Annotated in this window: 27 protein-coding genes; 15 read left to right on the top strand and 12 right to left on the bottom strand. The window is 70.8% G+C overall.

The window, feature by feature from the left end; genetic code table 11:
* Window positions 1-24: 24 nt before the first annotated feature.
* A complete protein-coding gene (locus tag H565_RS0112755) occupies window positions 25-2,553 on the top strand; it encodes a U32 family peptidase (RefSeq protein ID WP_027461377.1) in 2,529 nt (842 codons plus the stop codon).
* Window positions 2,554-2,562: 9 nt separating this feature from the next.
* Here H565_RS0112755 and H565_RS15420 read toward each other — a convergent pair whose 3' ends face one another.
* Complete coding sequence (locus H565_RS15420) at window positions 2,563-2,958, bottom strand: YchJ family protein (protein ID WP_034409547.1); 396 nt, start codon at window positions 2,956-2,958, stop codon at window positions 2,563-2,565.
* A 25-nt stretch (window positions 2,959-2,983) separates the two neighbouring features.
* Between H565_RS15420 and H565_RS0112765 the strand changes: the two genes are divergently transcribed.
* The 4 genes from H565_RS0112765 (at window position 2,984) to rpiA (ending at window position 6,992) form a co-directional block, all read left to right on the top strand.
* Window positions 2,984-3,781: a TrmH family RNA methyltransferase gene (locus H565_RS0112765; protein WP_027461379.1), complete on the top strand. Its 798-nt coding sequence runs from the start codon at window positions 2,984-2,986 to the stop codon at window positions 3,779-3,781.
* A 64-nt stretch (window positions 3,782-3,845) separates the two neighbouring features.
* Complete coding sequence (pepF, locus tag H565_RS0112770) at window positions 3,846-5,666, top strand: oligoendopeptidase F (RefSeq protein WP_027461380.1); 1,821 nt, start codon at window positions 3,846-3,848, stop codon at window positions 5,664-5,666.
* A 128-nt stretch (window positions 5,667-5,794) separates the two neighbouring features.
* Window positions 5,795-6,313, top strand: coding sequence for a thioredoxin-dependent peroxiredoxin PrxQ (gene prxQ, locus H565_RS0112775; protein ID WP_027461381.1), 519 nt, complete (start codon window positions 5,795-5,797; stop codon window positions 6,311-6,313).
* Window positions 6,306-6,992 carry a ribose 5-phosphate isomerase A gene (gene rpiA, locus H565_RS0112780; protein ID WP_027461382.1) on the top strand — a complete coding sequence of 229 codons (687 nt, stop codon included), beginning with the start codon at window positions 6,306-6,308 and terminating at the stop codon, window positions 6,990-6,992. The genes prxQ and rpiA overlap by 8 nt, the downstream gene beginning before the upstream one ends.
* An 8-nt stretch (window positions 6,993-7,000) precedes the next feature.
* Here rpiA and H565_RS0112785 read toward each other — a convergent pair whose 3' ends face one another.
* Window positions 7,001-8,308 carry an MFS transporter gene (locus H565_RS0112785; RefSeq protein WP_027461383.1) on the bottom strand — a complete coding sequence of 436 codons (1,308 nt, stop codon included), beginning with the start codon at window positions 8,306-8,308 and terminating at the stop codon, window positions 7,001-7,003.
* A 219-nt stretch (window positions 8,309-8,527) separates the two neighbouring features.
* On the opposite strand from H565_RS0112785, the gene H565_RS0112790 reads away from it, so the two are divergent.
* On the top strand, window positions 8,528-9,463 hold the full coding sequence (locus H565_RS0112790) for a C40 family peptidase (protein ID WP_034409551.1): 936 nt from the start codon (window positions 8,528-8,530) through the stop codon (window positions 9,461-9,463).
* A gap of 93 nt (window positions 9,464-9,556) precedes the next feature.
* Here the strand turns inward: H565_RS0112790 and H565_RS0112795 are convergent, their stop codons facing one another.
* A complete protein-coding gene (locus H565_RS0112795) occupies window positions 9,557-9,784 on the bottom strand; it encodes a hypothetical protein (protein ID WP_027461385.1) in 228 nt (75 codons plus the stop codon).
* Window positions 9,785-10,034: 250 nt separating this feature from the next.
* On the opposite strand from H565_RS0112795, the gene murA reads away from it, so the two are divergent.
* Window positions 10,035-11,318, top strand: a complete 1,284-nt coding sequence (gene murA, locus H565_RS0112800; protein WP_027461386.1) for a UDP-N-acetylglucosamine 1-carboxyvinyltransferase — start codon at window positions 10,035-10,037, stop codon at window positions 11,316-11,318.
* Between the two features lie 30 nt (window positions 11,319-11,348).
* On the opposite strand, the gene H565_RS0112805 is transcribed toward murA, so the two are convergent.
* From H565_RS0112805 to ald, 4 genes are all read right to left on the bottom strand, one after another.
* Window positions 11,349-12,242 carry an aldo/keto reductase gene (locus tag H565_RS0112805; protein ID WP_027461387.1) on the bottom strand — a complete coding sequence of 298 codons (894 nt, stop codon included), beginning with the start codon at window positions 12,240-12,242 and terminating at the stop codon, window positions 11,349-11,351.
* Window positions 12,243-12,588: 346 nt separating this feature from the next.
* The gene (locus H565_RS0112810; RefSeq protein ID WP_027461388.1) at window positions 12,589-14,421 is read right to left on the bottom strand and encodes an ABC transporter ATP-binding protein; all 1,833 of its coding nucleotides are present in this window, start codon (window positions 14,419-14,421) and stop codon (window positions 12,589-12,591) included.
* A gap of 40 nt (window positions 14,422-14,461) precedes the next feature.
* On the bottom strand, window positions 14,462-15,298 hold the full coding sequence (locus tag H565_RS0112815; protein WP_051363614.1) for a cation efflux transmembrane domain-containing protein: 837 nt from the start codon (window positions 15,296-15,298) through the stop codon (window positions 14,462-14,464).
* An 81-nt stretch (window positions 15,299-15,379) separates the two neighbouring features.
* The gene (gene ald / locus H565_RS0112820; RefSeq protein WP_027461390.1) at window positions 15,380-16,486 is read right to left on the bottom strand and encodes an alanine dehydrogenase; all 1,107 of its coding nucleotides are present in this window, start codon (window positions 16,484-16,486) and stop codon (window positions 15,380-15,382) included.
* 165 nt (window positions 16,487-16,651) lie between these two features.
* On the opposite strand from ald, the gene H565_RS0112825 reads away from it, so the two are divergent.
* Window positions 16,652-17,122: an Lrp/AsnC family transcriptional regulator gene (locus H565_RS0112825; protein ID WP_027461391.1), complete on the top strand. Its 471-nt coding sequence runs from the start codon at window positions 16,652-16,654 to the stop codon at window positions 17,120-17,122.
* A 44-nt stretch (window positions 17,123-17,166) separates the two neighbouring features.
* On the top strand, window positions 17,167-17,877 hold the full coding sequence (locus H565_RS0112830; RefSeq protein WP_051363615.1) for a peptidylprolyl isomerase: 711 nt from the start codon (window positions 17,167-17,169) through the stop codon (window positions 17,875-17,877).
* 3 nt (window positions 17,878-17,880) lie between these two features.
* On the opposite strand, the gene H565_RS0112835 is transcribed toward H565_RS0112830, so the two are convergent.
* From H565_RS0112835 to H565_RS0112845, 3 genes are all read right to left on the bottom strand, one after another.
* The gene (locus H565_RS0112835; protein ID WP_027461393.1) at window positions 17,881-18,537 is read right to left on the bottom strand and encodes an LrgB family protein; all 657 of its coding nucleotides are present in this window, start codon (window positions 18,535-18,537) and stop codon (window positions 17,881-17,883) included.
* Window positions 18,538-18,631: 94 nt separating this feature from the next.
* Window positions 18,632-19,000, bottom strand: coding sequence for a CidA/LrgA family protein (locus H565_RS0112840; RefSeq protein WP_034409595.1), 369 nt, complete (start codon window positions 18,998-19,000; stop codon window positions 18,632-18,634).
* An 11-nt stretch (window positions 19,001-19,011) separates the two neighbouring features.
* Window positions 19,012-19,710, bottom strand: coding sequence for a 5'-methylthioadenosine/adenosylhomocysteine nucleosidase (locus H565_RS0112845; protein ID WP_027461395.1), 699 nt, complete (start codon window positions 19,708-19,710; stop codon window positions 19,012-19,014).
* Between the two features lie 97 nt (window positions 19,711-19,807).
* Between H565_RS0112845 and H565_RS0112850 the strand changes: the two genes are divergently transcribed.
* The 3 genes from H565_RS0112850 (at window position 19,808) to mnmA (ending at window position 22,008) form a co-directional block, all read left to right on the top strand.
* On the top strand, window positions 19,808-20,044 hold the full coding sequence (locus H565_RS0112850) for a ferredoxin (RefSeq protein WP_027461396.1): 237 nt from the start codon (window positions 19,808-19,810) through the stop codon (window positions 20,042-20,044).
* Between the two features lie 57 nt (window positions 20,045-20,101).
* Window positions 20,102-20,794, top strand: a complete 693-nt coding sequence (locus H565_RS0112855) for a Crp/Fnr family transcriptional regulator (RefSeq protein WP_027461397.1) — start codon at window positions 20,102-20,104, stop codon at window positions 20,792-20,794.
* A 71-nt stretch (window positions 20,795-20,865) separates the two neighbouring features.
* The gene (gene mnmA, locus H565_RS0112860; protein WP_027461398.1) at window positions 20,866-22,008 is read left to right on the top strand and encodes a tRNA 2-thiouridine(34) synthase MnmA; all 1,143 of its coding nucleotides are present in this window, start codon (window positions 20,866-20,868) and stop codon (window positions 22,006-22,008) included.
* A gap of 15 nt (window positions 22,009-22,023) precedes the next feature.
* Here the strand turns inward: mnmA and H565_RS0112865 are convergent, their stop codons facing one another.
* Both H565_RS0112865 and argJ read right to left on the bottom strand, forming a co-directional pair.
* Window positions 22,024-22,776: a tryptophan-rich sensory protein gene (locus tag H565_RS0112865; RefSeq protein ID WP_027461399.1), complete on the bottom strand. Its 753-nt coding sequence runs from the start codon at window positions 22,774-22,776 to the stop codon at window positions 22,024-22,026.
* 65 nt (window positions 22,777-22,841) lie between these two features.
* A complete protein-coding gene (argJ, locus tag H565_RS0112870; protein ID WP_027461400.1) occupies window positions 22,842-24,005 on the bottom strand; it encodes a bifunctional glutamate N-acetyltransferase/amino-acid acetyltransferase ArgJ in 1,164 nt (387 codons plus the stop codon).
* A 127-nt stretch (window positions 24,006-24,132) separates the two neighbouring features.
* On the opposite strand from argJ, the gene H565_RS0112875 reads away from it, so the two are divergent.
* The 3 genes from H565_RS0112875 (at window position 24,133) to holA (ending at window position 26,439) form a co-directional block, all read left to right on the top strand.
* Window positions 24,133-24,657: a hypothetical protein gene (locus tag H565_RS0112875; protein WP_027461401.1), complete on the top strand. Its 525-nt coding sequence runs from the start codon at window positions 24,133-24,135 to the stop codon at window positions 24,655-24,657.
* A gap of 70 nt (window positions 24,658-24,727) precedes the next feature.
* A complete protein-coding gene (locus H565_RS15425; protein WP_051363617.1) occupies window positions 24,728-25,546 on the top strand; it encodes a serine/threonine-protein kinase in 819 nt (272 codons plus the stop codon).
* Complete coding sequence (holA, locus tag H565_RS0112885; RefSeq protein WP_027461402.1) at window positions 25,537-26,439, top strand: DNA polymerase III subunit delta; 903 nt, start codon at window positions 25,537-25,539, stop codon at window positions 26,437-26,439. Before H565_RS15425 ends, holA begins: the two co-directional genes overlap by 10 nt.
* Window positions 26,440-26,481: the final 42 nt, after the last annotated feature.

Genomic DNA, 26,481 nt, shown 5'->3' on the forward strand with positions numbered 1-26,481 from the left:
CGCCCTCGGCTAGACTGCCCCGTTATGGCGCGTGCGCGTGTGAAACCGGAAGTCATGAGTCCTGTCGGAGGCTGGCCGCAGTTGCGGGCGGCGGTCGAAGCGGGGGCCGACGCCGTCTTTTTCGGGGTGGAGGCCTTCCACGCCCGCGCCAAGGTGGGCTTTACGAACGAGGAGCTGCCCGACCTGATGCGGACCCTGCATGCCCGTGGGGTCATGGGCTTCGTCACCTTCAACGTGCTCGTCTTCGACGGCGAGCTGCGGGAGGCCGAATCTCAGCTTATCCACCTCGCCGAGTCGGGCGTGGACGCCATCATTGTGCAGGACCACGGGGTCGCCCGCCTCGCCCACGAGATTTGCCCCGACCTCCCCATCCACGGCTCGACGCAGATGAGCATCACCTCGGCAGAGGGGGCCGAACTCGCCCGCCGCTTTGGGGCCAGCCGGGTGGTGCTGGGGCGCGAACTCTCGCTGCGTGACATCGGGCGCATCGCCGCCGCGACCGACGTGGAGCTGGAAACCTTCGTGCACGGCGCCCTGTGCGTGAGCTATTCCGGGCAGTGCTTTTCCTCGGAGGCGTGGGGGGGGCGCAGCGCCAACCGGGGCCAGTGCGCCCAGGCCTGCCGCCTGCCCTATGACCTCTTTGTAGACGGGGTGCGCCGCGACCTCGGCGACGCCCGCTACCTGCTCTCGCCGGGCGACCTCTACGCCCTGCACCAGGTGCCCGACCTGGTAAACCTCGGCGTGAACTGCCTCAAAATCGAGGGCCGTTACAAGGACGCCGAGTTCGTCGCCCTGACGACCGCCGCCTACCGCAAGGCCGTGGACGAGGCCTGGGCGGGCCTGCCCCTCTCGGTCACGCCGGCGGAGGAGCGCGACCTCGAACAGGTCTACTCGCGGGGGCTGGGGCCGCACTTCATCGCGGGGACCAACCACCAAACCGTCGTGCGGGGCCGAGCACCCCGGCACCGGGGCGTGCGGGTGGGTACCGTGCGCGGCACGACCGAACGCGGCGTCCTCGTCGAACTCTCGGAGACGGTCAAGCCCGGCGACGGCCTCGTCTTTGACCCCGCCAACTGGCGCACCCCGGAGGGCCGCGAAGAAGGCGGCTTCCTCTACGGCCTGTGGCAGGGTGGGCGGCAGGTCGAAGAGGTCCGCCCCGGCGCGACCTACGAGCTGCGCTTCGGGCGCGGCGCGGTGGACCCCGCCCGCGTGCGTCCCGGCGACCCGGTGTGGCGCACCCAGGACCCCGCCCTCCAGGCCCGCGTGAGGCCCCTGCTGGAGGCCGCTGACCCGGTGTACACCCGCCCGGTCACCGCCCATTTCCGGGGGCACGTTGGCGAGCCGCCCGCGCTCACCCTCACCGACGAGCGGGGGAGAAGCGTCACGGCGACCCTCCCTGACCCCCTCCAGCCCGCCCGCAACCGGGGCCTGACCGAGGAGAGCTTGCGCGAGAGCCTCGGCAAGCTGGGGGGCACGGGCTACCACCTCGCCGGGCTGACCGCCGACCTCGCGGGCCTGGGCTTTCTACCCGTCTCGGCGCTGAACGCCCTGCGCCGCGAGGCCGCTGAGCGCCTGACCGCCCTGCGCGCCGAGGCCCCGGCCCGGCGGGTCACGCCCCGGCTGGATGAGGCCTTGCGCTCGGCGGTGACCCCCCACCCCACGGGCCACGCTTCACGGGCCGCCCTGCATGTTCTCGTGCGCACGCCCGAACAACTGGAGGCCGCGCTAGAAGTCCGGCCCGACTCGGTCACGCTCGATTACCTAGAGCTGTACGGCCTCAAACCCAGCGTCAAGCGCGTCAAGGCCGCTGGAATCCCCGTCCGAGTTGCCAGCCCGCGCATCCTCAAACCCACCGAGCAGAACCTCCAGAAGTTTCTGCTGTCGCTGGGGGCCGAGCTGCTGGTGCGCTCCGGCGGGCTGCTAGAGGGCTTGCAGGGCACGCCTGACCTCCCCGCGCTTACGGGAGACTTCAGCCTCAACGCCGCCAACGTCCTGACCACCCGTGCCCTGCTCGACCTCGGCCTCACGCGGGTCACGCCCACCCACGACCTCAACGCCCAGCAGGTGGCGGACCTCGCCCGGCTGGTCGGGCCGGATCGGTTGGAGGTCATCGCCTACGGGCACCTCCCGGTCTTTCACACCGAGCACTGCGTCTTCTGCCGCTTCCTGTCGAACGGCACCGACTACACCAACTGCGGCCACCCCTGCGAGTCGCACCGGGTCGCCCTGCGCGACGAGCGCGGGCGGCTGCACCCCGTCCTGGCCGACGTGGGCTGCCGCAACACGGTGTTCGAGGGGCGGCCCCAGGTCGCCGGGGGGCACCTGGACGGGTGGCGGGCGGCGGGCCTGCGTGACTTCCGCCTGGAGTTCGTCCACGAGTCCCCTGAGGAGGTGCGTGAGGTCATCCTCGCCCACCGCGCCTTCCTCGCCGGCGAGCTGGACGCGCCGGGGCTGCTGGCCCGCCTGAATGCCCTCTCGGAGGCGGGCACGACCGAGGGCAGCCTCTTCGTGCCGCCCGGCTTCGAGGGGCTGACGGCGCTGCCGATGGTTTGACGCGCCGACCTAGCCCCCCTGCCCCCGTTCTTCCCCGTCCACATACACCCACGCCCCCTCCACCCGCGTGAAGCGGCTGCGCTCGCGCAGGCGGCTCGTGCGCCCGCCTGCCCGGAAGGTGGCCGTGAACTCCACCTCGTCGCCCTCCGCCCGGTGGACCGTGAGGCCCGTATAACGGAGGTCGTCCGTGTCCAGATTCAGCTCTGCCGGGCAGGTGTCGGGGTGCCAGGTGCGCCGCAGGTAGGCCGCGTCGCGCAGGAAGTACGCCGCATACCGCGAGCGCATCAGCGCCTCCGGCGTCTCGGCGGGCCGCTCGCCCGTGTGCCGGGGGCCGCAGCACGCGCCGTAGCCCCGCCCCGACCCGCAGGGACAGGGCTTGAGGGGTGAGAAGGAGAGGGGAGACATGGCGGGCAGCATAGACTGACCCCCGATGCCGCCGCACGCCCCCGCCATCACCTCCCTGCACAACCCGCACGTCAAGCGCCTCGTCCGGCTGCGTGCCCGCCGCGACCGCGACCGCGAGGGCGTCATCCTGGTGGAGGGTGCCCGCGAACTCGCCCGCGCCGCCGCCGCCGGGCTGGAACTTCACACCCTCTACCACTGCCCGGCCCTTTACAGCCCGGAAGCGCGGGAGGTGGCCCCCACCCTCCCCGGCCCCCGCCTCGAACTCTCCCGCGAGGCCTTCGAAAAGGTGAGTGGCCGCGAGAACCCCGACGGCCTGCTCGCCGTGGCTCCCCGGCCTGCCCGCCCGTTGCCCGTCCCCGGCCCGGACACCCTCATGCTTGTCCTGCACAGCCTCGAAAAGCCCGGCAACCTCGGCGCGATTCTGCGGACGGCGGACGCGGCGGGCGTGGGGGGGGTCCTCGTGCTGGGCGGCACCGACCTCTACTCGCCGGGGGTCATCCGTGCCTCGCAGGGCAGCGTGTTCACCGTCCCCGTGACCGCCCTGGACGACGCCGCCGCGCAGGCTTACCTCGCCGAGCACGCCTTTACCCGCGTCACCTGCACCCCCGACGCCGCGCAGGACTACTGGGACGCCCCGCTGACCGGGCGGGTGGCCCTGGTGCTGGGGGCCGAGCACGCCGGATTGCCCGCCCCGTGGCGCACCGCGGGCCTCCCCGTCCGCATCCCCATGCACGGGGAGGCCGACAGCCTCAACGTGGCGACGGCGGCGGCGCTGGTGCTGTATGAGGCGCTGCGCCAGCGCCGCCCGTCTTCCAGCCAGTAGGCTTCCCACAGTAGGCCATCTGGCGGAGGGGCCACCCCCGCCGCCCCTCTGCTAGCCTCCGCCCATGACCACAGCCGAGAAGAAGGCGGCCCTGCCCGCCCGCGCCGACGTTCCCCGCGAGCAGACCTGGGACATCGAGGCCCTCTTCGCCACCCCGCAGGACTGGGAGGCCGAAGCGGAAGCGCTCCCCGCCGCCATCGACGCGCTGGGTACCCACGCCGGGCGGCTCGGCAGCGGCCCCGACGCCCTCGCCGCCTACCTGCGCGAGGCCGACGACGTCGAGCTGCGCCTCGCCCGTTTCTTCTCCTACGCGAGCATGGGCGCGAGCGTGGATGGCCGCGACGCCGAGGCTGCCGCCCGCCGTGACCGCGCCAGCACCCTCGCCGCCCGCTACGGCACGGTGACGGCCTTCGCTCGCCCCGAACTCCTCGCCCTCGATGAGGGGACGGTGCGCGGGTGGCTGAGTCGGCCCGACCTCGCCGACTATGCGGTGCGCTTCGAGCGGCTGTGGCGCTCACGCCCGCACGTCCGCTCCGCGGAGGTCGAAGAACTCCTCGGCGCGGTGCAGGCCCCCTTCGCCTCCGAGCGCGGGATTCACCCCGCCCTCGCCAACATGGACCTGCGCTTCGGCACGGCGGGCGGCGAACCCGTCACCCAGGGCAACGTGGACCGTCTGACCTCTCACCCTGACCGCGAGGTGCGCCGCGAGGCCTGGGAGAACTACGCCGACGCGCACCTCGCCGTGCGCCATGCGCAGGCCGCGATGTACGCCACCCACGTTCGCCAGAACGTCTTTCTGGCCCGCGCCCGCCGCTACCCGGACGCGATTACGTCCTTCCTCGCCCCCGATAACATCCCCACGGGCGTCGTGACCACCCTGCTGGACACCTACCGCGCCCACACCCCCACCTGGCACCGCTACTGGCGGGTGCGCCGCGATTGGCTGGGCCTGCCCGAACTGCGCGAGTACGACGTCAAAGCCGCCCTCACCCCGCCCCGCGCCGTCTCCTACGCGCAGGCCGTGGACTGGATTGCCGCCGGGATGGCCCCCCTGGGCGAGGCCTATGTGCGCGACCTGCGGGCCGGGCTGACCACCGAGCGCTGGGTGGACTATGCCGAGAACGAAGGCAAGCGCCAGGGCGCGTATTCCAACGGCGGCGGGCGGGTCAAGCCCTACATCTTCATGACCTGGAACGGCACCATGAGCAGCTATTCCACCCTCGCCCACGAAATCGGCCACTCCATGCACTCGCTGCTCTCCCAGCGCGAGCATTCTTACGCGGTGCCCCGCTACACCCTCTTTCACGCGGAGGTGGCCTCCAACTTCAACCAAGCGATGGTCCGCTCGCACCTGCTGCGGCAGGCCCGCGAGTCCGGCGACACCGACTTCGAGGTGCAGCTCATCGAGGAAGCCCTCGCCAACTTCCACCGCTACTTCTTCATCATGCCGACGCTCGCCGCCTTTGAGCTGGAAGCCTATCGCCGCATCGAGGCGGGCGGCACCCTGAGCGCCCCCGACCTCATCGCCCTCACCGCCGACCTGCTCGCGCAGGGCTACGGCGACGGCGTGCAGATGGACCGCGAACGTTCCGGCATCCTCTGGGCGCAGTTTTCTACCCACCTCTACGCCAACTTCTACGCCTACCAGTACGCGACGGGCATCAGCGCCGCCCACCAGCTCCTGGAACAGTTCGGGCAGGACCCGGAGGCCGCCCGCGAGCGCTACCTCGCTTTCCTGAAGTCCGGGGGCCGCCTCGACCCCATCGACGCGCTGCGGGAAGCGGGCGTGGACATGCTCTCGCCCGAACCCGTAGAAGCGACCTTCCGCACCCTGGCGGGCTATGTGGACCGGCTGGAGGAACTCCTCGCGGAGCGCAGAGCCTAAGCCTCCGGGCACTGGCCGAAAAGAGCCTGCTGCGCAGCAGGCCTTTTTCTTGGCTCGCCGCCGCTCGCCGGGGAGAGGCGGCCCCCCAGCCCCGCACCTCCCCCGCCGCGCTGGGCTACCCTCCTGCCATGACCGATGCGGCCACCCCCAACCCGGATGCTCGCCTGCACCCCGGCGACCCCTTTCCCGCGTTTGCCCTGCCCGACACCGCAGGCCACCTCCACCGCCTCTCCGACTACGCCGGGCGCTACGTGGTGCTGTACGTCTACCCCAAGGACGACACACCCGGCTGCACGCGGGAAGCCTGCGATTTCCGCGACAGCGCGAGGCTGCGGGCGCTGGGGGCCGCCATCTTGGGCCTCAGCCGCGACGACGCGGCGAGCCACGCGGCCTTTGCGGGGAAGTACAGCCTGCCCTTCCCGCTGCTGTCAGACCCAGAGGCGGCGTTCCTCAAGGGCATCGGCAGCTACGGCCCCAAGACCCTCTACGGCAAAGTCACCGAGGGGGTGAGGCGGCAGACCTTCCTGATTGGCCCCGACGGGCGGCTGGTCAAAGCCTGGCTCGCGGTGAAGGTGGACGGGCACGCGGAGGCCGTGGCCGACGCCATCGAAGCCGACCGGGGTCAGCGGGAGCGCGGCGATGCCTGACCTCGAATCGCTGAAAAAGGAAGCCGCCCTGCGGGCCGTCGCCCTGGTCGAAAGCGGGATGCGGGTGGGCTTGGGCACCGGCAGCACGGCCAAGTACGCCATCCTGGAGCTGGGCCGCCAGTTGGCGGCGGGCGAGTTGCGGGACATCGTGGGGGTGGCGACCAGCGAGGCGTCGGAAGCGCTCGCCCGCGAGGTCGGGGTGCCCGTGCAGCCCCTCGACCCCCGGCCCCTCGACCTCGCCATCGACGGGGCCGACGAAATCGACCCAGACCTCAACCTCATCAAGGGGCTGGGGGGGGCGCTGCTGCGCGAGAAGCTCACCGAGGTGCAGGCGCGGCGGCTGGTGATTATCGCCGACCACACCAAGCGGGTGACCCGCTTGGGAGAGAAAGCGCCCCTCCCGGTCGAAATCGTTCGCTTCGGCTTTCTCTCTACAATCGAGCGGCTGCGGGCGCTGGTGCCGGGCGGACGGCTGCGGCAGCCCGGCGCGCAGCCCTTTCTCACCGACAACGGCAACTACATCTACGACGCGCAGCTTCCCGCCGCCTTCGACCCCGCCGCGCTGGAGCGGCGGCTCAAGGGCACGCTGGGGGTCGTGGAGACGGGCTTTTTCCTGGGGATGGCGGACGTGGCGTTCGTGGCCGCCCCCCAGGGGGTGCAGGAGTTGCGCCGCGGGTAGGGGCAGGCTCAGTCTGCCGCTGCCGGGGCCGTTCCCGCCGCAGGCTCTGGCCGGGGCAACTGCCGGGGCAGCCGTCCCCACAGCAGCAGCAGGCCCAGGCCCCCCAGCGCGGCCAGGGTGAGCAGGCCCAGGCGCGGCCCCAGCGGGCCTTCCTTGCCAATCAGGAAGCTGGCGAGGAGGGCGCCGGGCGGTCCCATCCCCACCAGCACGAAGGAATACAGGCTCATCACCCGCCCGCGCAGGTGGTCCGGGATGGAGAGCTGCACGGTGCTGTTCGCGCTGACGAGCAGCGAGAGCATCCCGAACCCGCAGGCCGCGAGCACGGGCGCAGCGAGCGCCGGACCCGGCGTCAGGGCCAGGGCCGCCGCACTCACCAGCAGAATCACTCCGCCCAGCCGCAGGTTCCGCAGCGGGTTGGGCTTGCTCGCCTGCCACAGCGCTCCCGCCATCGCCCCCAGCCCGAACATCGCCGAAAGGGTGCCGAAGGCCGCCTCCCGCGCCCCAAACACCACGCGGGCGTAGTAGGGGATAATCACATTGAAGTTGATGATGGTCAGGCTCATCAACCCGACGAGCAGCATCACGTTCCTTACCGCCGGGGTGCGCCGCACATAGGCCAGCCCCTCGCGGATGTTCTCGGCCACGCTGCCCTGCGGCACCCCCTCGCGGGGTGGAAAGGGCAGCGTGGCAATCACGAACAGCACCACGAAAAACGACGCCACGTTGAGGTAAAAGGGCAGCGCGAGCCGGGCGATGTTGTCCGGGTTCCCGGCGGCGAGCAGCGAGACGCCCAGCGCCGCCACCACCCCAAAAAGGGCTTGCCCCACCGTGCGCGACACGTTAAAGGACAGGCTATTGAGTGCGACCGCGTTGGGCACGTCCCCCCGCGGCACGAAGTCCACCACCATGCTCTGCCGAGCGGGCATGTCAAAAGCGTTGGCTATCCCCGCCATGAACGCGATGGCCATCACCAGCGGCAGGGACACCACCCCCAGATGGGTGGTGACCGCCAGGGTCGCCGCCGTGAGCAGCAGCGTGACCTGTGTGGCGAGGAGTACCCGTCGCCGGGGCACCCGGTCCACCACCGCCCCCGCAAACAAGGAGAGCAGCAGGCTGGGCAAAAACTGCGCGACCGTCACGTACCCCAGCGCCGTGCTGCTGCCCCCGGTCAGCTCCAGCACGAGGTACTGCTGCGCGGTCGCCTGCATCCACGAGCCGACCAGAGAGAGAAGCTGCGAAAACCAGTAGCGGCGGTAGTGGGGGTGTCGCAGGGCGCTGAACGTCCGGGCACGCCACCCGGAGAGGCGGGCAAACATTCGCCCAGCATAGGCCTCCCGCCGGAACCCCGTTCTGCTGCGGCAGACGGGGTCTCACCCCGGCGGGTGAAAAAAAGGCTTGGCAAATGTGACATTGGTCTGGTACAGTGCGCCTGTTTCAGATTTCTTCGGGCGGCTCTCATGCTTGCCCCATCCGGTCCGCGACTCCTGCGGACGGCTTTTCCTCCATTGTCTTGACGCGCCCTGTGAGCCTTGTCCATGCCTGCATCCACCCTGCCCGCATCGCGCCTGTCCGCTTTCGTCCGCGCCGCCGTGGTGTTCAGCACCCTGAGTCTGTCCGCGAGCCTTGCTCCGGCCCTCGCCACCGCCAGCACGTCCGCTAGCCCGGTCAGCCCAGCGCTTCCGGGCAGCGCTCTTTCTGGGGCCGCCGTGACGGTGCAAAAGGGCGACACGGCCTACAGCCTGGCGCGTGCCCACGGCCTGACCGTCGAGGCGCTTCTCGCGATGAACGGCCTGAGCACTCCGGACCTCCAGGTCGGACAGGTGCTGCGGGTGCGGGCCGCCGCTGCGTCGCACACGGTGCAGCCCAAGGAAACGCTGTACGGCATCTCGCGGCGCTACGGCCTGAGCATCGAAGCCCTGCTCACCGCCAACAATCTGCCCCCCACCACGGTCCTCGAAATCGGGCAGGTCTTGCAGATTCCGGCGGCAGCTCCGGCGGTCGCGCCGTCCCCGCTGGCGGCCCCCGCCCCCACCCCCGCTGCCCCGGCCCCGGCGCGGCCTGCCGAAACCGCAACGGGCGATGACTGGCGCAGCACGGCGATGGCGCTGCTGGGCGTGCCCTACGTATATGGGGGCACCAGCCGCAGCGGGCTGGATTGTAGCGGGTTCGTCCTCCAGGTGTTTGCGCCGCTGGGCGTCAACCTTCCCCGCACCAGCGCGGCGCAGGCGCGGGTTGGCCAGCCGGTCGCCCTAGAGGACCTGCAGGCCGGGGACCTGGTCTTTTTCGATACGGTGGGGCGCGGCGAGGTCACGCACGTCGGCATCTATCTGGGCGAGGGGCAGTTCGTCAATGCCAACTCCTACCGCAAGCAGGTCACCATTGACCGCCTGCACGGGGACCCCTACTGGGCACCCAAGCTGCTCGGTGCTCGCCGGGTGCTCCCGCCCGTGATGTACGGCTCGGCCCGCTAAGACAGAACCCGTGTAAGGCGCGTGGGGTGAGCAAAAAAAAGGCGGCTCGCCCCTGCCGCCCGTGCTCCTTTGCTCTTTCCTTTCGCCCTGCCCTCATACCTTGTCGTCGGCCACGTTGTCGTCACCGAGCAGAGCGCGGTACTCGTCGAGATGCTCTCCCTCGCCGAGTTCACGAGCGATGCGCTCGATGGCGAGCCGCACAACCTCGCTTTTGCTGATGAGGCGTTCGGGGCTGGAGAGTTCATAGGCCGTGCGGGTGAGCAGCGCGTCTTGCTCCTCGCTGATGACGACCTGGAGGCGTTTGCGTTCCTTTTTGGGCATGGTCCTCTTGTCCTCTCCACTGGGTCCGCGCCCGGCCACGGGCTGGGGGATACCGCTGCGTGGGCAGCCTAGCACGCTCCATGAGTCCCCTCAACATCATCCCCCCCAGAGCCGCCGCTGGCATAGACGCACCGTGAGTAGGATGTGTAAGATGCACCCGTTCTCCAGCGCCCCGCTGGACCCGAAGCCCCGACCGTCTGCCGGGCAACCTGCCTCTCCCCCCATGTCCGCGCCTGAAAGGAATGACCCCATGGATTTGACGCCGCTGCACCTTGTAGGAGGCCGGGAAATCTCCGGCGAAATCGCCATCCAGCACAGCAAGAATGCAGCGCTGCCGATTATCGTGGCAAGTCTGCTGAGCCGCGAGCCGATTACCCTGCACGGCATTCCCCGGCTGTCGGACGTGGACACCATCCTGGAGCTGATGGCGCACCTGGGCACCGAGCACGCCTGGACCGGACCCAATAGCCTCAGCTTGCACACCCCGGAGATTCTCAGCACCCACGCGCCCTACGCGCTGGTGGCCAAGATGCGGGCGAGCTTCATCGTGCTGGGCGCGATTCTGGCGCGGGCGGGGGAAGCCACCGTGTCCATGCCCGGCGGGTGCGCGTGGGGGCCGCGCCCGGTCGACCAGCACGTCAAGGCGCTGCGGGCACTGGGGGCGCACCTCACCGAGGAGGGCGGCGACTTCATGGCAACGCGCTCCGGGAGCCTCAGCGGTACGTTCGTCTTCGAGATGCTGACGGTGGGCGGCACGCACAATGCGCTGCTCGCCTCGGTGCTGGGCGACGGCGTGGTGACGCTGGAAAACGCCAGCATCGACACCGACGTCGTCGACCTGGTGCACTTCCTGAACTCCCTGGGTGCCCAGATTGAGGGGGCGGGCACCAACACGCTCACCATTCGGGGGGTGCCCGCCCTGCGTGGGGGCGAGTACACGGTGATTCCTGACCGCATCGAGGCCGGGACCTTCATGATTGCTGCCGCTGCCACCCGCAGCCGCCTCACGCTGACCAACGTGCGCCCCGACCACCTGCGGGCCGTGACGGCCAAGCTGAGTGAAATGGGTGTGGACATCCTGGAATCCGGCGACCGCCTGATTGTGGACGCCCGCAACCGCGAACTGCGGCCCGTGAACGTGACCACCCAGAGCTACCCCGGTTTTCCCACCGACGTGCAGCCCCAGATGAGTGCCCTGCTCGCCACCGTGCCCGGCACCAGCGTCGTGCAGGACCCGGTGTACCCCGACCGGCTGACCCACGTGGCCGAGTTGCAGCGCATGGGGGCCAACATCACCGTGAGCGGCTACACCCAGGTCATCCAGGGCGGCCCGCTGCACGCCGCCCCCGTCAAGGCCGCCGACCTGCGGGCCGGGGCTGCCCTCTTTATCGCCGCGATGACCACGGAGGGTGAAACGGTCATCGACGGCGTGCAGTACCTCCATCGGGGCTACGAACGCCTCGCCGAGCGGCTGCGCGGAATCGGCGTGCGGGCCTGGCAGCCCCAGCCCATGCTGGCGAGCGCGATGGACTGAGCGCAGGCGGTCGGGGTGCTTACCCCGCCGCTAGACCTCCCCGCCCCAGTCCCCGCCATGTTCCGCCCAGGCCGACTCAATCTGTGCCAGCAACTCAGCGGGCAGCGGTCCCCGCTCGATGATGGCCGCATTGCGCTTCAGATTCTCCACCCGCGCGGTGCCCACGATGGCGCTGCTCACACCGGGCGCGAAGGCCGAGAAGCGCAGGGCGAACTCGTCCCACTCCAGCTCGCCGGGGTCAAGCTCCAGTGTCTGTAAGCGCTCCCAGTACACCTCGGCGTACTGCCCAGCCGGGCGCTCCCGAAACTGCCACGCGGCGTTGGCGATGGGCCGCTTGGCGATGACACCCAGGCCCCGCGCCGCCGCCCCCGGCAGGACGTGGTGCAAGCTCCACTGGTCCGCGACGCTCACGCTCGTCTCCAGGCTGCCGAAGTGCCCGGACCCCGCCGCCCACGCCAGCGCCTCGTTTTCGCCGCTGTAGGCCGCGACCCGGATGAGTCCGGCCCCCCGCGCCCGGTCCAGTTCGGCCAGCAGGTCGTCTCGCCGCAGGGTGTCCAAGGGGCACGAGTGCAGGTGAAAAAGGTCAATCCGGTCGGTCCGCATCGTCCGGAGCGCCCGCTCGATGCCGCGCCGGATGGCCAGCGGCGTCCAGTCCTCCGCCTCTTCTGCCCCGTAGCCGCCCTTCGTGCTCAGGACAAACTCGTCCCGCCGCCCGGCGAGGTGCCGCCCGATGCGCTCCTCGCTGAGGCCGTACCCCCGCGCCGTGTCGATGAGGGTCACGCCGAGGTCGAGTGCCCGGTGCAGCAGGTGTCCGGCTTCCCGCTCGTCCAACGTCTCCGCGCCGACCTGCCCCGCCCCCAGCCCCAGGACACTGACCCGCAGGCCCGTGTTGCCCAACTCGCGCTCCATCATGCGGCGGAGCATACGCCCTACGCCGGGGGCGGATTCCGCGCCGACCTTCTGGGAGGTGCCAGAGAAGGAGTCTCCGCGGACCGAGCCGGAAAGCCCTGTCAAGCGGGAGTTCTTCGGGGGGGACGTGTCCCCGCTGCGCGGCGCGACGCTGGCGTAGGCGGGGGCGAGGTGTTCACGTCGGATATGCCCGTTGACGCCACCCTCTCCGCGGGGCAGCGGGCCTCCTTCTCCCCGGAGGTGGGGGTCACCTGCAAGGCCATCACCGACCGCACCACCAAGCTGGGGACGTCCACGACCCTTCCCAGCCTCCAGACCTACCTCATGGTGGAACCGACCCGGCGGCGGGTACGGGCGCTGGCTATCCCGCGCTCGGCACCAGCTCGGCCCGCCCCTCTTGCTCCTTGCGGAACTGGAGGTCATACAGGTCGCGGTAGAGGCCGCCCGCCGCCAGAAGTTCGCTGTGGGTGCCGTCTTCTACGACCCGGCCCCCTTCCATCACCAGGATGCGGTCGGCATTGCGGACCGTCGAGAGGCGGTGGGCGATGACGAAAGTGGTGCGGCCCCGCATGAGCGTCTCCAGGGCCTGCTGCACGAGCGCCTCGGACTCGTTGTCGAGGGCGGAGGTGGCTTCATCCAGAATCAGGATGCGCGGGTCTTTGAGCAGGGCGCGGGCGATGGCAATGCGCTGGCGCTGCCCGCCGCTCAGGCGCACGCCGCGCTCGCCGACCACGGTCGCGTAGCCCTGCGGCAGCGCCGTGATAAAGCCGTGCGCGTTCGCGGCGCGGGCGGCGGCCTCGACCTCGGCGGCAGAGGCGTGAGGCTTGCCGTAGCGAATGTTCTCCTCGATGGACCCGGAAAAGAGCAGGGTTTCTTGCGGCACCAGCCCCACCTGCGCCCGCAGGTCGGCGAGCGCGTAGGCTCGCACGTCCTCGCCGTCCACCCGCACCCGTCCGCCCGTCACGTCCCAGAAGCGCGGAATCAGGCTCACCAGCGTGGTCTTGCCCGCCCCGCTCGGCCCCACGAGCGCGACGACCTGTCCGGCGGGCACGTCAAAGGTCAGGTCGTGCAACACGGGCGCGTCTCCGTAGTGGAAGCTGACCCCCTCGAAGCTCACCCGGCCCTCGGCGCGGCCCAGGGGAAGCGGGCGAGCGGGTTCGGGGAGGTCGCTGCGCTCGTCGAGCAGCTCGAAGATACGCCCCGACGCCCCCAGCGCCTCCTGAAACTGGCTGAAGAGGCCCGACATCGCCGCGACGGTGGCCCCCACCTGGAGGGCGTAGATGAGAAAGGTCACCAGCCCGCCGGGAGTCAGGCTCCCGCCCATCACCAGCCGCCCGCCGTACCACAGCACCACGGCGAGAGAAGCGAAGGTCAGGAAGCTCATCACGCCGCCCATCAGCGCTTGCAGCCGCGCCCGCCGCAGCGAGGCGAGAAAGGACGCGAGCACGCCCTCGCCGTAGCGCCCCCGCTCGGTGGCCTCGGCGGTAAAGCTCTGGACCACCCGCACCCCGCTGATGGCTTCCTCGGCGCTGGCGTTGGCCTCGGCGACCCGGTCTTGCACCTCGCGGCTGACCGCCCGGATGCGCCGCCCGATGACAATCGCCGTGCCGATGACGAGCGGAATCACCGCGAGCGTGAGCAGGCTTAGCCGCGGGCTGGTGACCACCAGCAGGGTGGTCGACCCCACGATGTTGAAGGCCAGTGCCGCCGCCTGCGCGAGCGCCGTGCTCGTGACCGCCTGCACCGTGCCCACGTCTGCCGTGAGGCGGCTGGTCAGCTCGCCGGTCCGGTGCTCGGCAAAAAAGCGCGGCGAGAGCGTCAGCAGGTGCGAGAAGAGGCTGCGGCGCAGGTCCGCGACCACGCCCGCCCCCACCTTCGCCAGCAGGTACGACTGTGCCGCCGTGAACAGCGATGACAGGGCGAAGATGCCCAGCAGCGCGAGCACCGTGCGGTCGAGTGGCCCGGTATCGGTCGCGCCCACCCGCAGGAAAGAAGCGTCAATCAACCGCCCGAACAGCAGGGGAAAAATCAGGTTGAGGCCGCTGGCCATCAGCGTGGCGACGAGGCCAAAGACCAGCAGCCCCCGGTAGGGCCGCGCGTAGGCCAGCACCCGCCGCAGTTGCCGGGGGTCGCGGGGGGGCCGCGCCGGGGCGGGGGTTGTGGGGGCGGAGGCCGGGCGGCGGCGGGACACCATGGGGCCAGGGTACGCCATGGGCCGCGCCCGCATTCCGCTGTCAGCGCGAGAGCCGCAGAATACGCCACGCCCCGGACGCGACCAGACCAAAGACAACGGTGCCGACGAGCAGGTCGGGCCAGGCCGAGCCGCTCAGCCACACCAGCCCGCCCGCCACAATCACGCCCAGGTTGACCAGCACGTCGTTGGCGGTAAAAATCTGGCTGGCCCGCAGGTGCACCTCGCGGCTGCGTGCTCCGGCCAGCACCCGCAGCGAGAAGGCGTTGCCCAGCAGCGCCACGAACGACACCGCCAGCATGGGCGCGGCGTCCGGAGCCTCCCCGCCCCCCGTGAAGCGGCGCACGACCTCCGCAAAGCCGAGCACCGCAAGGGCGAGCTGCAAGACGCCGCTGATGCGGGCGACCCGCTTCTTGTCGGCGGCGGCCCGCCCCACCGCCCACAGGCTCAGGCCGTACACCAGCGCGTCGGCGAGCATGTCGAGGCTGTCGGCCACCAGCCCCAGCGACCGCGAGAGCAGCCCGGCGGTCAGCTCCAGCCCGAAGAGCGCCGCGTTAATCAGGAGCACCGTCGCGAGCACCCGGCGCTGCCCGGCGGGGTCCTCCGCCTGTGGGGGGGCCGCCGTCCCCTGCGCCCGCCCCACCAGCGCCGCCCCCAGGCCCAACCCCGCGAGCTGCCGCTCGATGGCTGCCGCGTCCCCCCGGTGGGTCACGACCAGCGTGCGGGCCGGGAGGTCAAAGGCAAGGTGCAAGACGCCCGGTTGACCTTCCAGCCTTAGCCGCACGAGTTGCTCCTCGGCCCCGCAGTCCATGCCCGGCACCCGGAAGGTCAGGTGTTCGGGGGGCACCGGGCCGGAAGACAGGGCGGCAGCAGAGTCCATCCGCCCGATGATGCCGCCTGGTCCGGCAAAACGCCAGGGGCGACGTGGCGCGTCCCTGGCGTTTTGCCGTGCGGGTCCCAGTTACGCCAGCACGGCCTCTGGCTCGTCGTAGGCCAGCCCAAAGGCCTGCGCGACCCCCTGGTAGGTCAGCTTGCCCGCGTGGGTATTTAGCCCCAGGCGCAGCGCCTTGTTGCGCTTGAGGGCCGACACGCCCTGCTCGGCAAGTTGCAGGACGTAGGGGAGGGTCTGGTTGGTCAGGGCGAAGGTGCTCGTGCGCGGCACGGCCCCCGGCATGTTCGCCACCCCGTAATGAATCACGCCGTCCACCACGTAGGTGGGGTCGTCGTGGGTGGTCGCGTGAATGGTCTCCACGCAGCCGCCCTGGTCAACGGCCACGTCCACGATGACGCTGCCTTCGGGCATCAAGGAAAGCATGTCGCGGGTGACGAGGTGCGGAGCCTTGGCCCCCGGAATCAGGACCGCCCCAATCAGGAGGTCGGTTTCCGGCAGCAGGGCGCGGATGTTGGCCTCGCTGCTCATCATGGTGGTCAGGCGGCCAAAGAACACGTCGTCAAGGTAGGCGAGGCGGCGCTGCGACACGTCGAGGATGGTGACTTTGGCCCCCAGCCCCATCGCCATCTTGGCCGCGTTGGTGCCCACCACGCCGCCGCCGATGATGGTCACGTGGCCGGGCTGCACGCCGGGCACCCCGCCCAGCAGCACCCCGCGCCCGCCGACCGGCTTTTGCAGGTGGTACGCGCCCGCCTGCACGCTCAGCCGCCCGGCGACCTCCGACATCGGGGTCAGCAGGGGCAGGCTGCCGTCGTCGAGCTGCACCGTCTCGTAGGCCACGCCCGTCGTGCCTGCCGAGAGCAGCGCCTCGGTGAGAGGGCGGTCGGCGGCGAGGTGCAGGTAGGTAAAGAGCAGCAGCCCTTCGCGCAGATAGCCGTATTCGCTCTCGATAGGCTCCTTGACCTTGACGACCATCTCGGCGGCCCAGGCGTCGGCGGCGCTGCCCAGGGTCGCGCCCGCCGCCTCGTACTCGCTGTCCGCGATGCCGCTGCCCACGCCCGCCCCGCGCTCGACCGTGACCGTATGGCCCCGGCGCACCAGCGTCGCCACGCCGCCGGGGGTCAGCGCCACCCGGTTTTCCTTGACCTTGATTTCCTTGGGCAGTCCAATCTTCATAGTTCCTCCGCTGTGCCGCGTCCCCCGCCGGGGCCGTCCGCCCGCCATGATGCTGAAGTGGCGCAATGCTAGCAGGACCCTGGCCGCGTCCGATTGCCCGCAGGCTGCGCTGAAAAGGCATTCGCGCAATGAGGTTGCGCCGCCGGTGCTATCCTGTGCCCATTCATGTCAAAGCCGGACCTCGACGCGACCGACCGCCGTATCCTGACCATCCTCCAGCGCGACGCCCGCATCCCCAACACCGAACTCGCCGACGAGATTGGCCTCACCCCGGCCCCCACCCTGCGGCGGGTGCGGCGGCTGGAAGAAGAGGGCGTCATCAGCCGCTACGTCGCCCTCCTCGACCCCAAGCGGGTGGGGCGCGACCTGATGGTCTTCGTGCGGGTCACCCTGGACAAACAGACCAAGCAGGGCTTCGAGACCTTCGCCGAGCGGATGCGGGGGCGGCCCGAAGTGCTGGAGTGCTACCTCTGCCTGGGCGACACCGATTACCTGCTCAAGGTCGCCGTGCCGGACCTCGACGCCTACCAGACCTTCTTGGTCGACGTGCTCGCGGCCATTCCGGGCGTGCGCAACACGGCAAGCACCATCGTCGTGAAAGGGGAGAAGTACACGACCGCCCTGGCGGTGGAGTAGGGGCAGGGCGGAGCGACGCGCGGAGGCTCTGACATACTGCGCCCATGCCTTCACCTGCCCTCCGACGCGCAGCGCCCGCCCTGCTCGTCTCCCTGAGCCTCGGCTTGGGAGCGTGTGCCCCCGCTCCCCAGCGGCAAGCCTCGGCTCCGGCCCCCGCCGTCCCGACCTTCGTTCCCGTCGCCCCCCTGAGCGCCACCCGCGTCACGACCTTCCCCGCTGCCGCCCAGGTCACCGACCCCACGCGGACCTACCGAGCGGTCCTGAACACGACCAAAGGGCCAATCACCCTGGAGCTGTACGCGCAGCAGGCCCCGGTCGCCGTGAACAACTTCGTGTTCCTCGCGCTCAACCGCTTCTATGACGGCACGCGCTTTCACCGCGTGATTGACGGCTTCATGGCTCAGGGCGGCGACCCTCAGAGCACCGCCCCGGCCCTGCGTGGGCGCTGGGGCACGGGCGGCCCCGGCTACAGCTTCCGGGCCGAGGTCAGCAGTGGCCTGCGCTTTGACCGGGCGGGCGTGCTGGGCATGGCCCGCGCCGCCAGCCTGGACTCGCAGGGCAGCCAGTTTTTCATCACGCTCGCCCCGGCGGATTTCCTGAGCGGCGGGTACACGGTGTTCGGGCGGGTCGTGGCCGGACTAGACGTCTTGCAGCGTCTCACCCGTACGGCCACCGCCAGCGCTGGCGGCGAGGTGCCCATCCCCGGTGCCGAGCCGGACGTCATCCAGAGCGTGCAGATTCTCGTCTCGCGCTGAGCCTCAGCCGAGCAGCGCCACCACTGCCGTCACCACCAGCGCGGCCAGGCCCATCCCGATGGAGCTGGCCGCGCCCGTCTGTTCGCCTTCCTCGCGGGCGCGGGCGGTGCCCACCCCGTGCGCGACGCTGCCGATGGCGACCCCCCGTGCCAGGGGATGCCGCACCCCCAGCCGGGTCAGCGCGGGCGGCAGCACCAGCGCCCCCACCAGGCCCGACAACACGGCGAGGGTGGCCGCCAGCGCGGATGGAGCGCCCGTGAGGGCGGCGAGCTGTAACGCCACCGGGCTGGTCGCCGGGGCCGTCAGCAGGGCCTGCCGCGCCGCCGGGTCCAGCCCCAGCAGTCGGGGCAGCGCGGCGTCCACGCTCACCCCCACCAGCGTACCCACTGCGCCGCCCACCCCCAGCGCCCGCCACTCGCGGGCCAGCAGCGCTCGCAGCCGGTAGAGCGGCACCGCCAGCGCCACCACCGCCGGGCCGAGCAGAAAGGAGAGGGGCCGGACCTGCGCCGTGTACTCCCGGTAAGGGGTCGCCGTGACCAGGAGCACCCCGGACACGATGACCGTCGCCACCAGCGTCGGATTGACGAGCGGATGCCGCACCCGCCCCTGCGCGGCCACCCCCAGCGCAAAGGCGAGCAGGGTGAGGGCGACCCAAGTCATGCGGCCCCCGCCGGGCAGGAAGTGGGGAGTGGGAAGTGGAGAGTGGAAGCTCCCGCTCTCGCCTGAGCCGAAGCCTCCACTTCCCACGGCCCACTCACCACTCCCCCTCCCTCACCAGCCGCCCCGCGACCAGTCCCGCCGTCCCCGCGCCCAGCAGCAGCCCCGCCAGCATCACCAGCAGCCACAGGCCCCACTCGGCTCCGGCCGACAGGAACTCGATAAAGCCCACGGTCGCGGGCACGAACAGCAGCCCCAGGATGCCCAGCAGCCCGTCGGCGGCGGCCTCCAGCCACGAGAGCCGCACCACCCCCAGCGAGAGGGCGGCCCACAGCAGGGCCATCCCCACCACCGACCCCGGCAGCGGCCACCTCAGCCAGGTCACCAGCGCGGTGCCCAGCGCGGCAAAAGCGGTCAGCAGCCCCAGCCCCAGCACGAACCGCACCGGGGGCGGGAGGACAGGCATGGTGGGGGCGCTCACCCCTGCTCGGTGCCCAGCCGGGCGAGCATCCCGCGCACGACCTGTTTGGCGTGCCGGGCCACCAGCGGCATGAAGGTGCGGTAGTCCACCTGCGCGTCATGGTCGGCGGTGTCGCTCACCGAGCGGATGACCACGAAGGGTACCCCGGCCTTCGCGCACACCTGCGCGACTGCCGCCCCCTCCATCTCGGCGCAGGCGGCCCCGAAGCCCGTCCACAGCCGCCGCACCCCCTCGCGCGAGGCGATGAACTGGTCGCCGCTCGCTACCCGGCCCTCCAGCACGCCCACGCCCTCCACCTCGCGGGCCGCCGCGAGCGCGACCTCGCGCAGTTCGGGGTCAGCTGGCCACGCGGGGGCCTCGCCGGGCACGGTGCCGGGGGGATAGTCCAGGGCCGTCACGTCCACGTCATGCTGCACGAGGTCGGTGCTCACCACCAGGTCACCTACCCGCAGCTCCGGGTGAACGCCCCCCGCGACCCCGGTAAAAATCATGCGGCTGGCCCCGGCGTGCAGCAGGTGGGTGGCCATCATCGCCGCATTCACCTTGCCGATGCCGCTCTTGGCGAGCAGCACGGGCGTTCCGTCCAGCACCCCCCGGTAGAGGGTTGCGCCGGGGGGGGTCAAGGTGTCGGCCTCCCGGAGGTCGGCCCTGAGCAACTCAATCTCTTCATCCATGGCACCGAGAATGGCGAGCATGGGGGCCATGGTAGAGCCTGCGGCGGGAGGGGGGGCGCGGGGCGGGCCTTGACCCAGGTCATGGTGTTCGCTCGCCCCCACCCGTCATCCTGCCCCTATGCCTCACGTGATTGTCAGCCCTTGCATCGGCGTCAAGGACCAGGCCTGCACCGAGGTCTGCCCGGTGGAGTGCATCTACGACGGCGGCGACCAGTTTCTCATTCACCCCGACGAGTGCATCGACTGCGGCGCGTGTGTGCCCGCCTGCCCGGTCAGCGCCATCTACCCCGAAGAGGATGTGCCCGCCGCAGAAACCGAGTTCATCGCCAAGAACCGCACCTTTTTTGGCCTGTGACGCGGGGCCTGCGGGGGGCGGTGCTCGCCCGCTTCGGCTATGGCAGCATCGGGGCACGTGACGACCTCACCCGACCCTGCCCGCGCTCTGGAACTGCTGAGTCACTCGCCCATTTTCGGGGGGGCCGCGCCCGCTGCCCTCAGGCCGCTTGCCGCGCTGGGACGCTTTCGCACCCTGCGGCGGGGTGACGTTCTGTTTCGAAGCGGGGACATCCTAGAGACTCTGTTTTTGGTCAGCAGTGGCAGCGTGCGGGTCTACCGGGTGGTGCGTGGCGGGACCCGCGAACTGACCCTGCACGTAGAAGGACCGCGTCAACTGGTCGCGGGGGCGAGCGTGTTCGGGGGCGACGATCCTGCGCCGGCCCATGCTGTTGCCCTCCAGACCCCCACCGAAGTGCTGTGCCTGCCCGCCGCCTCTGTTCGGGAACAGGTCTTCGGAACGCCCGCGCTGGCGGCGGCAGTCATCGCAGCGCTGGCTCGGCGGCAGGCCGAACTGCTCGCCCGGCTGGAGGAACTCGTCTTTAGCGAACTCGGCGAGCGTTTGGCTGTTTATCTCCTGGACCACGCCGCCGCCCCCCACGCCCTGCCTCCCAACAGTGACCTCGCCGCCCTGCTGGGCACGGTGCCCGAACTTGTCAGCCGCAAGCTGGGCGAGTTCTATCGCCTGGGCCTGATTGAGCTGGAACGGCGGCAGGTGCGGGTCCTCGACCGCGCCGAGCTGGAGCGGCTGGCGGGGCGGCGTGGGCGCTGAAAGAACAGGGGGAAGGCTACTGCCCCGCCTCACGGTTTCCGGCCCGCGAAGCTGCTAGGCTCCCCGGCGGTATGACCGCGTTCCAGCCTGCCCCCGCTGTCTCCCTGTCCTCGGCTTCGGCATCCGCTCCTCGCGTGCTGTGCGCGATGTCGGGCGGGGTGGATTCCAGCGTGACGGCGGCGCTGCTCAAGGAACAGGGCTACCAGGTCATCGGCGCGATGATGCGCTTCTGGCCCGACGACAAGCGCGTCGACACCTTCGACTCCTGCTGCTCGCCCGACGCGGCCTTTGAGGCCCGCCGGGTGGCCGAGCAGGTCGGCGTGCCCTTTTACCTGCTGGACTACCGCGAGCCGTTTCAGCGCCACATCGTCGGCCCCTTTCTCGACGAGTACGCGCGGGGCCGCACGCCCAACCCCTGCGTGAACTGCAACACCAAGGTCAAGTTTGACGAGCTGGTGAAAAAGGCCCGGATGCTGGGCTGTCAGTACGTCGCGACCGGACACTACGTCAAGCGGGTCGAGCGGGAAGGCGGTGCGGTCGAGTTTCACCGGGGGGACGACCCCCGCAAGGACCAGACCTACTTCCTGTGGGGCACCCCGCGCGACGCGCTGCCCTACATCCTCTTCCCGGTGGGGGAGCTGGAAAAGCCCCGCGTGCGCGAGCTGGCCGCCGAGCGGGGCCTGCTGACCGCGAGCAAGCCGGAAAGCCAGAACATCTGCTTCGTGCCCGGCAAGGTGCAGGACTGGGTGGCCGAGCACCTGCCGCAGAGCCAGGGCTTTATCCGCGAAATCGCCACGGGCGAGGTCGTCGGCGAACACCTGGGCACCCAGTTCTACACCTTGGGCCAGAAAAAGGGCCTGGGCCTGTACCAGTCGCACCGCGTCCGGCACGTCGTCCACCTCGACCCGGCGAGCAACACCGTCTGGGTAGGCGACTACGAGGACTGCCTGTGGGAGGGCCTGCGGGCCGAGAGCGCCAACTACCTGCTCGACCTCGCCGAGCTGCCCCGCGAGCTGGAGGTGCAGGTGCGCTACCGCACGAAGCCGGTGCGGGCCACGGTCATTCGTGCCGACGAGCACGGCTTCGAGCTGAAGTTTCAAGAACCTCAGTTCGCGGTGGCCCCCGGCCAAAGTGCCGTCCTGTACGCGGGGTCCCGGCTGCTGGGGGGCGGCCTCATCGCCGACCACGTGCGGGAGCTGCCGCCCCTGCGGTAAGGGGGGGTGGGGAGCTTACAGCGCTGCCTGGGGCCGCCGCGTCGCCGCCACCGCGCTCAAGACGACGAGCGCGGCGCTTGCCGCCACGCCTAGAGCCACCGCCGTCACGTCCGGTCGGGCGGCATACACGCCGTAAAAGGCCCACAGCAGCACGGCCCCGTAAGCGTAGTCGCGGAACCGCACCAGGAAAAACGCCCCCAGCCCCGCCGCCACGAGCAGGAGCACGGCGGACCACGCGGGCGCACTCAGGCCCGCCAGCCCCGCCGTCACCCCCCGGCTCACCAGCCACGCGGTCACGTTGGCGATGGTCGCCACGCTTATCCAGCCCAGGTAGAGGCTGGTGGGCAGCCGCAGCGTCAGCCCCTCCGCACCCTGCGGCGGCAGCCCGCGCACCTCCAGGTACAGCCAAATCAGGCTGCCCAGCAGCCCCAGCATGACGAGCACACTCAGGCCGATGTTCAGGCTTTGGAAGGCGAGCAGCCACCCCACATTGAGCAGGTTGCTCAGCAAAAAAGGCCAGAACAAGCGGTCCAGCCGGGGGCCGCGCTGCGCGGGCAGGGCCTGATAGACCGCAAACGCGAGCAGCCCCAGGAAGATGACCCCCCAGATGGCAAAGGTCAGCCCCGCCGGGGTAAAGGCGTTGGGCAGGGCGTCGCTCACGTCCGCGTTGGAACGTCCGAACAGCGGCAGCGCGTTGCTGAGGGAGTTCATGACCAGCGTCAGCACCGTCGCGGCCAGCAGGGTCACTTGTCGGGAGAGTCCGGTCATGCCCCACCTTAAGCGCCCCGCCCGCCCCCGGCCTGTCAGGGAAATGACGGTTTCTGAGTCGGCACTCAGGTCGTGTATTCGGCGTTGATGCTCACGTATTCGGCACTGAGGTCGCAGCCCCACGCTTCGCCCCGCGCCCCTCCTACACCCAGGTCCACCTCGAAGACGACTTCCTCCGCTCGCATGGAGGCGCTCACCGCCGCCGCGTCGTACTCCAGGGGCCGCCCCGCGAAGACGGGGGTCCCCTGCACCCGCACCTTCATCGCCGGGAGGTCCACCGCCGCCCCGCTGCGGCCCACCGCCATGATGACCCGGCCCCAGTTGGGGTCGTTGCCGTGCACCGCACTCTTGAGCAGCGGGCTGACGCAGCAGGTGCGGGCGGCGGCCAGCGCCTCGGCCTCGGTGCGTGCCCCCGACACCCGCACCGTGAGGAGCTTGGTCGCCCCCTCGCCGTCTGCCGCAATCTGACGGGCGAGGTCGCGCATCACGCCTTCGAGCGCCTCCAGGAACTCGGCAGGGTCCACCTCGCCCGCCTGCCCGTTGGCGAGCACCAGCGCCATGTCATTCGTGCTGGTGTCGCCGTCCACCGTGACCGCGTTGAAGGTGCGGTTCACGATGGCGGGAAAGGCCTCCCGCAGGGCCGCTTGGTGGGTGGCCGCGTCGGTGAAGGCAAAGGCGAACATCGTCGCCATGTCGGGGTGAATCATGCCGCTGCCCTTGGCGGTGCCGACGATGCGGGCACCGGTGCTCAGCCGCGCCTCTGCGGTCTTGGGCCGGGTGTCGGTCGTCATGATGGCGGCGGCAAAGGGGCCTGCTTCCGGCTGCAAGCCCTCTGGCAGCCGCGCCAGCCCCGCCCGCACCCGGTCCATCGGCAGGAGGTGCCCGATGATGCCCGTGGAGGCCGTCAGCACCGCGCTCGCCTCCAGACCGAGGTGGGCGGCCAGGCCCGCGGCCATCTCCGCGTTGTCGGCCTCGCCCTGGGGGCCGGTCGCGGCGTTCGCGTTGCCCGCATTCACCACGAGCGCCCGCACGGGCCGCCCCGCCGCGTACAGCTCGCGCCCCCGCGTCACGCAGGCGGCGGCGGCGGTGCTGCGGGTGCCCGCATAGGCCCAGGCGCAGTCTACCCGGCTGACCACGCAGCTCAGGTCGGTTTTTCCGCTGGGCTTGATGCCCGCGCTCAGGGTTGCCGCGAGAAAGCCCTGGGGCAGCAAAAGGGAGGCCTCGGTCATGGCGGCCATCCTAAAGCAGCGGGGCGGGGGAGGGCTTTCTCAGCTGACCGCCGGGTGACGCCCCCGCCACATTCCTCACCCCCCCTTCATGGTCGGGCCGCCGGGAGGCCGCTAGGGTGATGGGGTCATGAACAAACCCCTGCTGCTTCTCACCGCCCTCGCCCTGCTGGGGACTCCCGCCGCCCTCGCCGCCCCCCTGAGGTTGCAAAATGTGCCCGTCACGGTGGAATCAAATCCCAAGCTGTACGTCCTGAACGACGCGGGCATTGCCAAAGCCTTTCCCTCGGCGGCGGGCCGCCCGGAGGCCGTCTTCCTGACCGAGGACCGCAAGGTCACAGTGGCCTTCGACTGGCGCGAGGCGGCCTTGGCTCCGAATGGGGTCGCGGCGCTGACCGAGAGCTTCGTGGCCGGGCTGCGGACCCAGGTACCCAACCTCAAGACTGTTCGGTCAGCGGCGGTGCAGGTCGGCGGGCATCCCTGGGGCCAGATTATCTTCACCACCCCCGGCCAGGGCGACGACCGCCGCTTCGAGATGCTGCTGACAAGTGCGGGCGGGCGGCTCCTCGTCGTGACGATTGCCAGCAGCGTCAAGGATTACAGCCGCAACGAGAATCTGATTCGCAACTTCGCCAGTAGCCTGCGGGTGGACTGAGCTGGACAGCGAAAGAAGGGCGGGCGACTGGGGCAAAGGCGGCGGCCCCTCTGCCCGCCTCCCGCTTAGAATGCTCCGCGTGCCTTCCCCTGCCGAGTTCCTCCCCCTGCGCGACCTGCAGGTTTTGCAGGAGCGGGGCGGCACCGAGGTGCTGCGGGCGACCTGGGACGGGCGGGCGGTCTTCGTCAAGCGGCTGCGGCAGCCTGACCCGTTGGCGCGCGCTTGCCTCGCCCACGAGGGCGCGGTCGCCGCTCGCCTGACCCGTCCGGGGGCGGCGCACCCCGGCGTGCTGCCGCTGCTCGCCGCCTCCGCCACGACCCTGGTCTTTCCCTGGGTGACGGGAGGTAGCCTGCGGGACGCGCTGGGCGCGGGGCCGCTTTCCGTCAGCGAAGCGCTGGCGGTGGTGGGGGGCTTGCTGGACGCCCTGGCCCACGCGCACGGGCAAGGGGTGGTTCACCACGACCTCAAGCCGGAAAACGTGCTGCTGTGCGGTGGTGAGCGCCGCGTTGGGGCGGTGCGCCTGACCGATTTTGGCCTGAGCTGCGCCCGGTTTTTGCCTGACCCCCACGGGGCAGAAGCGCGGCTGGGCACCCCCCACTACATGGCGCCGGAGCAGTTCGCGGGTGTGCGCGGCGACCCCCGCAGCGACCTCTATGCCGCGGGTGCGGTGCTCTTCGAGTGTCTGGCCGGGCACCCGCCCCACCCCGACCCGCTGGGCTGGCTCGCCGGACATCGCCCGGACCCTGCCCCGCTGCCCGGCCCCACCGCGCTCCACCCCGTGCTGGGGGCGGCGCTGGCCCGCGACCCGGCAGCCCGTCCCCCCAGTGCCCTGGCCCTGCGGCGGCAGCTTGGCGCAGCAGCCCACTCGTTGGAGGTCCCATGCCCCTGATTGCCTTTAGCGGCAACCGCTTTCTGGCCGAAGAAGCCCTGCGCGACACCCTCGCCGCCCGTGGCCTGCCCCTGCGCGACCTGCCCCGGCTGGCGGGCGAGGAGGTGAACGCCGACGCCGTGGCCCCCCTGCTCGCCCCCAGCCTCTTTGGGGAGGGGGGCGTGGTCGTGGACCTCGCGGGGGTCAAGCCGGACAAGGCGCTCCTGGAGCTGCTCGCCTCGGCCCCAGTCATGGTGGCGGTCCTCGATGAGTCGCCCCCGGCGGGGCGGGTCAAGCTCTACGAGTCGCGCGGTGAGCATATCTCCTCGCCTGCCCCCCAGAAGACGGGCGATGTGGCGGGCTGGGTGGCGGGGCGGGCGAAAAAGGCAGGCCTGAAGCTCGACCGGGACGCCGCCCTCTACCTCGCGGAAGTGTTCGGCCCTGACCTGACGGGCATCGCGGGCGAACTGAACAAGCTCGCGCTGCTGGACCCCCCGCACACGGCCGACCTCGTGCGGCGGGTGGTGGGCCGCGAGCCGCCCGGCGACTCCTTCGCCATGCTGGGCGCGGCGACCACCGGCAAGCCTGGCGAGGCCGTGACCCAGCTTCGGCGGCTGCTCGCGGGCGGCGAGGACCCCTTCAAGCTGATGGGCGCGGTTGTGTGGCAATACAGCCTCGTCGCCCGCTGCGTGGCCCTGTTGCAGGAAGAAGGCCGCGTCACCGAGGCCGTGGCCGCCCAGCGCCTCGGCGTCAAGCCCTACCCCGCCAAGAAGGCTCTGGAAGTTGCTCGCCGCCTGGGTGAGAGTAAAATCCGAGCGCACCTCGCCCGCATCCTCGACGCCGACCTTGCCATGAAGAGGGGCCTGGACCCCGCCACCACGCTGGAGCGGCTGCTCGTGCAGCTCAGCATATAACCCCACCCCCACCGCCTTTCCGAGCGGTCAGGTAGGATGCGG

The sequence above is a fragment of the Deinococcus murrayi DSM 11303 genome (assembly GCF_000482805.1).
GTDB lineage: Bacteria > Deinococcota > Deinococci > Deinococcales > Deinococcaceae > Deinococcus > Deinococcus murrayi.